Source organism: Cedecea sp. B1(4) (genome assembly GCF_059414925.1).
Genome location: NZ_JCAHMZ010000062.1, coordinates 1 through 230, shown reverse-complemented (window position 1 = coordinate 230; position 230 = coordinate 1). Strand labels below are relative to the sequence as shown.

The following is a 230-nucleotide window of genomic DNA, read 5'->3' as shown; positions in this document are numbered from 1 at the left end:
TTGTTTGTGGGTTTTTTTTTGTTTTTGTTTGGTTGTGGGTTTTTTTTTTTGTGGGTTTTTTTTTGTGTTTTTTTTTTTTTTTTTTTTTATTTTTTTGTGTTTTTTTTTTTTTTTTTTTTTTTTATTTTGGTTGGGTGGGGGGTTTTTTTTTTTTTTTTTTTTATTTGTTTGTGGGTTTTTTTTTTTTTTTTTTTTGGGTTTTTTTTTATAATTTTGTTTTTTTTTTTTTT

General features: G+C 17.8%; 1 protein-coding gene. It reads right to left on the bottom strand.

Annotation, left to right across the window (positions count from 1 at the left end; translation table 11 throughout):
- Positions 1 to 230: hypothetical protein (locus ACR6JA_RS22125; protein WP_494599530.1), on the bottom strand; the 230-nt coding region annotated here is incomplete at both ends.